The sequence below is a fragment of the Pseudomonas sp. Tul2A7 genome (genome assembly GCF_054790505.1).
In genome coordinates this window covers 3,114,001-3,120,000 of the sequence record NZ_CP186499.1, presented here as the reverse complement: position 1 = coordinate 3,120,000, position 6,000 = coordinate 3,114,001, and the positions used below count along the sequence as shown (strand labels likewise).

6 protein-coding genes (1 of these 6 only partly in view) are annotated in these 6,000 nt (G+C 56.9%); all 6 read right to left on the bottom strand.

Annotated elements, in window-relative coordinates:
* Positions 1–367: the 5' portion of a protein-methionine-sulfoxide reductase heme-binding subunit MsrQ gene (gene msrQ / locus ACOYXJ_RS14110; RefSeq protein ID WP_150794060.1), read on the bottom strand. The gene continues 257 nt to the left of window position 1, outside the view; the window shows 367 of its 624 coding nt (coding positions 1–367); the start codon lies at positions 365–367; the stop codon falls past the left edge of the window.
* On the bottom strand, positions 367–1,380 hold the full coding sequence (gene msrP, locus ACOYXJ_RS14105) for a protein-methionine-sulfoxide reductase catalytic subunit MsrP (protein ID WP_460370010.1): 1,014 nt from the start codon (positions 1,378–1,380) through the stop codon (positions 367–369). The genes msrQ and msrP overlap by 1 nt, the downstream gene beginning before the upstream one ends.
* Positions 1,381–1,443: 63 nt before the next feature.
* Positions 1,444–2,301 (bottom strand): CDP-diacylglycerol--serine O-phosphatidyltransferase, encoded by an 858-nt coding sequence (gene pssA / locus ACOYXJ_RS14100; protein WP_016983477.1) that lies wholly within the window; start codon positions 2,299–2,301, stop codon positions 1,444–1,446.
* Between the two features lie 148 nt (positions 2,302–2,449).
* Positions 2,450–3,466: a ketol-acid reductoisomerase gene (ilvC, locus tag ACOYXJ_RS14095; protein WP_007909969.1), complete on the bottom strand. Its 1,017-nt coding sequence runs from the start codon at positions 3,464–3,466 to the stop codon at positions 2,450–2,452.
* 48 nt (positions 3,467–3,514) lie between these two features.
* On the bottom strand, positions 3,515–4,006 hold the full coding sequence (ilvN, locus tag ACOYXJ_RS14090) for an acetolactate synthase small subunit (RefSeq protein WP_003176102.1): 492 nt from the start codon (positions 4,004–4,006) through the stop codon (positions 3,515–3,517).
* Positions 4,007–4,008: 2 nt separating this feature from the next.
* Positions 4,009–5,733, bottom strand: coding sequence for an acetolactate synthase 3 large subunit (locus ACOYXJ_RS14085; protein ID WP_034153917.1), 1,725 nt, complete (start codon positions 5,731–5,733; stop codon positions 4,009–4,011).
* Positions 5,734–6,000 lie beyond the last annotated feature (267 nt).

Genomic DNA, 6,000 nt, shown 5'->3' with positions numbered 1-6,000 from the left:
ACAATCCGAGAAAGCCCAACGCCCCCACTATTATGTAAGGGCGCTTGCGCAACTCGACCGCCAGCTGCGACCAATCGAAACCCAGAATAAACGCCATATAGCTGCACAGATGCAAAACCACATAGGCAAAACACCAAAGCCCCAACTGCCGGCGAACAGCAATCCACCCTGCCCAACCGGTTACTTTCTGCATAGGCGTCATGCTCAGGGTAATCAGCAACAACACCAACGTGCCCAGCCCCAAGCGATCGACCAACACCTTGCCGGGATCAGGCCCGAGTAAATCCTCAAGCGCTTGATACAACCACAGCATCGGCCAGATAGCCGCCGCAATGAATACGCCTATACGCCATAACGGAAATCGCATCAGTAGTTCTTCCGCAGATCGAGCCCTGTGTATAAAGAAGCGACTTCATCCGAGTAGCCGTTGAACATCTGCGTATCCCGCACATTTGGCTTGAACAGACTGTTTGGCAAGCGCCGCTCCCGCGCCTGGGTCCAGCGTGGGTGATCAACCGTCGGGTTCACATTCGCATAGAAGCCGTATTCATCTGCCGCGATACTCTGCCAGGTCGTCTTCGGCTGCTCGCTGACCAGGCTGATACGGACGATGGATTTAACGCTTTTGAAACCATACTTCCACGGCACCACCAAGCGTAGAGGCGCGCCGTTCTGATTCGGCAGCTCACGGCCATACATGCCCACCGCCAAAATCGCTAACGGATTCATCGCCTCATCCAGTCGCAAGCCTTCTACATAAGGCCAGTCGATCAAGGCAAAACCGGAGCGTTGACCGGGCATACTCTTGGGATCTTGCAGGGTCTCAAAGCGGATATATTTGGCATTGGATGTCGGTTCGACCTGCTTGAGCAGCGCCGAGATAGGAAAGCCGATCCACGGAATGACCATCGACCACGCCTCGACACAGCGCAAGCGATAGATGCGCTCCTCCAACTGGTACGGTTTCATGAAGTCTTCCAGCGCATAGCGCCCTGGCTTACCCACCTCCCCGTCTACCACCACACTCCACGGTTCGGTTTTCAGCGAGCCAGCATTCGCCGCCGGGTCACCCTTGTCGGTTCCGAACTCATAGAAGTTGTTGTAATGGGTGGCATCTTTATAAGGCGTGATCGCCTCATCCTTAACGTTGACCGCCCCCCATTGAGTAGAGGACAGCTTCTCGCTAAACCAGGCAGGTGCTTTGCCCGGTTCGACATCGGCATACCGCGCCGCATCGTCGGCATTGGCCCAGCGCGGCAGGCTGCTGACGGCGATACCGGCAGCAGTGGCCCCCAACAATTGGCGGCGAGAGAGATAAATGGCTTCAGGTGTGACATCCGACTCATGGCAGTCGGATGCTTTGGGGACTTTGATCAACATGGCAACTCCGCAGCTTTGGAGGACTGATGCACCCATAGACTGCGGAGTATGCGGGAAATTACATCACTCGGCTTTTTTGTGCCGACGAAGATGCAACAGGTACTGCACCGGGCCGGAAGCCGCGTAAGCGAGGAACACCAACAGCAGAATGCGCGGTGGATCGCTGAACACCACGGCGAACACCAGCACCACAGCAAGGATCGCCACGAACGGAACGCGACCCTTCAGGTCCAGCTCCTTAAAGCTGTTGTACTTGATATTACTGACCATCAGCATGCCGGCCGCCGCGACCATCAGCGCGACCAGGAACGACATCTTCGAACCCTGAATGCCGTAATCGCTGAACGCCCAGACAATCCCCGCAACCACACCGGCCGCTGCCGGGCTGGCCAGACCGATGAAATAGCGTTTGTCAGCCGTACCCACCTGAGTATTGAAGCGCGCCAGACGCAACGCCGCGCCCGCTACATAGATGAAGGCGACCATCCATCCAACCTTGCCCATGTCACCCAGCGCCCAACCAAAGGCAAGCAACGCCGGCGCAACACCGAACGCGACCATGTCCGACAGCGAGTCATACTCGGCACCGAAGGCACTTTGCGTATTGGTCATGCGCGCCACGCGACCGTCGAGGCCGTCGAGCACCATGGCGACGAATATCGCGATCGCGGCGAACGCGAAATACTTGCTCGCATTCGCCGAGTCGCCAGCGCTTAGAGCAGCCTGCGCGCTCATCGAGTTGATGATGGAATAAAACCCTGCGAACAGGTTCGCAGTGGTGAACAGATTCGGCAGCAGATAGATACCACGATGCCGGACTTTACGACCTTCTGCGTCGTGCCCTTCTTCGATGTGTTCATCGATGGGCAGCAGGCTTTCGGCGTCAGAAGCCTTGTTCGGCTCTTCGGGACGTTCGCTCATGGACATTACCTTGCAACGGTTTGAAGAAAATTCGACAGATGCTTGAGGACGACAGTTCGGCCACAAACGCTGCAGCTTTATACCAGAACCACCGCCTCAAACGAAAAAACGCGGCCGAGGCCGCGTTTTTCGTACAAGGAACGACGACTTAGTTTTTGGCTTTGTCGACGATCTTGTTGGCACCGATCCACGGCATCATGGAGCGCAGTTGCTCGCCGATGACTTCGATACCGTGAGCGGCGTTGTTACGACGCTTGGCGGTCATCGAAGGGTAGCCGGTTGCGCCTTCGCTGATGAACATTTTGGCGTATTCGCCGTCCTGAATACGTTTCAGGGCGTTGCGCATGGCCTGACGGGATTCGGCGTTGATCACTTCCGGGCCAGTCACATACTCGCCGTACTCAGCGTTGTTGGAGATCGAGTAGTTCATGTTGGCGATACCGCCTTCGTACATGAGGTCAACGATCAGTTTCAGTTCGTGCAGGCACTCGAAGTAGGCCATTTCCGGCGCGTAGCCAGCTTCAACCAGGGTTTCGAAACCGGCTTTTACCAGTTCAACGGTACCGCCGCACAGTACGGCTTGTTCGCCGAACAGGTCGGTTTCGGTCTCGTCCTTGAAGGTGGTTTCGATGATGCCGGTACGACCGCCACCCACGCCAGCAGCGTAGGACAGTGCAACGTTTTTGGCGTTGCCCGAGGCGTCCTGGTAGATCGCGATCAGGTCAGGAATACCGCCGCCTTTCACGAACTCGGAACGTACGGTGTGACCCGGAGCTTTCGGCGCGATCATGATCACGTCGAGGTCGGCACGCGGAACAACCTGGTTGTAGTGGATCGCGAAGCCGTGGGAGAAGGCCAGGGTGGCGCCTTTCTTGATGTTCGGCTCGATTTCGTTTTTGTACAGGGAAGACTGGAACTCGTCCGGGGTCAGGATCATGACCAGGTCGGCAGCCGCAACAGCGGAAGCAACGTCGGTCACTTTCAGGCCGTGAGCTTCAGCTTTGGCAACGGTGGCCGAACCTTTACGCAGACCAACGGTAACGTCGACACCGGAATCTTTCAGGTTGCACGCTTGGGCGTGGCCCTGGGAACCGTAACCGATGATGGCAACTTTCTTGCCCTGGATGATCGACAGGTCGCAGTCTTTATCGTAGAAAACTTTCATGAATTTCCCCTTTATATCCAGGCCTTTCAGGCCATTCGCTAATTTGGTTTAGATGCTGAGTACTTTGTCGCCGCGGGCAATGCCGGTCACGCCGCTACGGACGGTTTCCAGAATCGATGCGGTGCCGATGGACTGAATGAAGCTGTCGAGCTTGTCGCTGGTACCGGTCAGTTGAACGGTATACACGCTGGCACTGACATCGACGATCTGTCCACGGTAAATATCGGTGGTGCGTTTGATCTCGGCGCGCTGGGCGCCAGTGGCCTTGACCTTGACCAGCATCAGTTCGCGCTCGATGTGAGCGCTTTCCGACAGGTCCACCAGCTTGACCACTTCGATCAGCTTGTTCAGGTTTTTGGTGATCTGCTCGATGACTTCATCGTGACCAACGGTGGTCAGCGTCAGACGCGACAAAGTCGGGTCTTCGGTCGGGGCCACGGTCAGGCTTTCGATGTTGTAGTTGCGCTGCGAGAACAGGCCGACTACGCGAGACAAAGCGCCGGGTTCGTTTTCCAGAAGCAAGGAAATAATGTGCCGCATGATTAAGTACGCTCCGTCTTGCTCAGCCACATATCGCGCATCGAGCCGTCTTTGATCTGCATCGGATAGACGTGCTCGCTGGTGTCGACCGAAATATCGATCACGACCAGGCGATCCTTCATGGCGAACGCTTCTGCCATCTTCGACTTCAAATCCTTCGATTCGGTGATGCGTACGCCAACGTGGCCGTAGGCTTCAGCCAATTTGACGAAGTCAGGCAGCGATTCCATGTAGGAGTGCGAGTGACGGCTGCCGTAGCTCATGTCCTGCCACTGACGAACCATCCCCAGAACACCGTTGTTCAGGATGACGATTTTCACTGGCAAGCCATACTGCAGGCAGGTCGACAGTTCCTGGATGTTCATCTGGATACTGCCTTCACCAGTGACGCAGGCAACATCGTCATCCGGGAAGCTCAACTTGATGCCCATGGCCGCCGGGAAACCGAAGCCCATGGTGCCCAGACCGCCGGAGTTGATCCAGCGATTCGGTTTGTTGAACGTGTAGTACTGCGCAGCGAACATCTGATGCTGGCCCACGTCGGAAGTGATGAAGGCATCGCCCTTGGTCACTTCGCAGAGGGTTTCGATCACGGTCTGCGGCTTGATCATGCTGCCGTCGCCCTTTTCGTAAGGGAACAGGCCGCGATCACCGCGCCACTCATCAACCTGCTTCCACCAACTGGCCACGGACTCCTTGTTCGGGGTCTCGCCGATTTCCTTGAGGATCGCGACCATTTCGGTCAGGACGCTCTCGACCGGACCAACGATTGGCACGTCGGCCTTGATGGTCTTGGAAATCGAAGCCGGGTCGATGTCGATGTGGATGATCTTGGCGTTCGGGCAGAACTTCGCCGCGCCGTTGATCACGCGATCGTCGAAACGCGCGCCGACCGCGAGGATCACGTCAGCATGGTGCATCGCCAGGTTGGCGGTGTAGCTGCCGTGCATGCCGAGCATGCCGATGAACTGACGATCAGTCCCCGGGAAACCGCCCAGGCCCATCAACGTGTTGGTCACAGGCAAGTTGAGCATTTTCGCAAGTTCAGTCAGCGGTGCGGAACCGTTGCCGAGGATGACGCCGCCACCGGAGTACATGACCGGACGCTTGGCTGCCAGGAGCATTTCTGCTGCCTTGCGGATTTGCCCGGAGTGACCGCGAACGGCCGGGCTGTAGGAACGCAGCTTGGCTTTCTTCGGGAAGATGTATTCGAACTTCTCGGCCGGGTTGGTCATGTCTTTCGGGATATCGACCACGACCGGGCCCGGACGACCGGATTGCGCCAGGTAGAAGGCCTTCTTCATGACTTCCGGGATTTCCGAAGCGTGCTTGATCATGAAGCTGTGCTTCACGATCGGCCGGGAGATACCGATCATGTCGGTTTCCTGGAACGCGTCGGTACCGACCATGGTGCTTGGCACCTGACCGGAAATGATCACCATTGGAATCGAGTCCATATAGGCGGTCGCGATGCCGGTGATGGCGTTTGTGGCGCCAGGACCGGACGTCACCAATACCACACCGGCTTTACCGGTGGCACGGGCATAACCGTCAGCCATATGGGTTGCCGCTTGTTCGTGACGAACCAGGATGTGAGTCACTTCCGGTTCTTTGAACAGGGCATCGTAAACATGCAGGAGAGCACCACCCGGGTACCCGTAGATATATTTGACGCCTTCGTCACGCAAAAAGCGGACGAGCATCTCACCGCCAGATAAAAGCTCCACGTTGTTCACCTCTAAAACGCCAGAATACCGTCCACAAAAAGGGGCGGGTCTTAATAGGTTTACTTCTCGGCAGAGCATGAGCGACGGTGGTCGCCGACTACGTCAGCACTGACTGAGCAAGTATTGGGATCGTCCCAAGTGTTGCGGGCCTTTCCCACCCAGCGCGAGGTAACGCGTTGCGGGTGTAACAGGTCGGCGCGGATGTGCGCCTCATGATCTACCGAGTGGGTCTGCTTCTGGCAGTCCCTCTACAGCGGACTTTGGATT